This window comes from Bartonella sp. AP57NXGY, assembly GCF_042195805.1.
Classification (GTDB): domain Bacteria; phylum Pseudomonadota; class Alphaproteobacteria; order Rhizobiales; family Rhizobiaceae; genus Bartonella.
The window spans coordinates 1-730 of record NZ_JBHIOZ010000503.1 but is presented as its reverse complement, the minus strand read 5'-3'; the positions used below and the strand labels follow the sequence as shown (position 1 = coordinate 730).

Here is a 730-nt window from a genome sequence, read left to right as displayed (position 1 = left end):
CAAACAGTGCAGCTGGTTTGCGTTCCATGCCTATTCGTTATCTGATTTTAGATGAGGTGGATGCCTATCCTCTCAGTGTCGATAACGAAGGTGATCCAGTGATGATTGCGGAAAAGCGCACATCAACCTTTGTACAACGAAAGATCTTTAAATTGTCCACACCCACCCACCGTGACACAAGCCGTATTGCCAAAGATTTTGTACTAGGAGACCAGCGATATTACAACGTGCCTTGTGATGCATGTGGTGTTCTACAGCCGATTGTTTGGTCACAAATCAAATGGCCGAAAGGCGCCCCCGAAAAAGCTGTGTTTGTTTGTGCGCATTGTGGTCATGAACATGCTGAGCACAGAAAAACAGATCTCATGAGTGAAGAAAGAGGTGCGTGCTGGGTGCCTACAAGTGAGTCAAGCAGACCGAATTTGCGCTCTTATCATATTTCGGCACTCTATTCACCTTGGCTTACTTGGGGGGAATGCGCAAGAGAGTTTTTAGATGCCAAGGATGATCCGGCACTTTTGCAGCCTTTTGTCAATACAGTGCTTGGAGAGCCATGGGAGGACAGAACAGGCGAAGTTATTGATCCTGATAGCCTCTATGCAAAACGCGAAGATTATCCCCTTGCACCAGAACAAGCCGTGTTGTTAACAGCAGGTATTGATGTGCAAAATGACCGCTTGGAACTTGAAGTGGTGGGATGGGGGCGTAGTGAAGAAAGTTGGCATATTGA

General features: G+C 46.8%; 1 protein-coding gene. It reads left to right on the top strand.

Annotation, left to right across the window (positions count from 1 at the left end; all coding sequences use genetic code 11):
• Positions 1-730, top strand: a 730-nt coding sequence (locus tag ACFIL8_RS11710) for a terminase gpA endonuclease subunit (RefSeq protein ID WP_375689949.1), incomplete at both ends; no start/stop codon positions are given.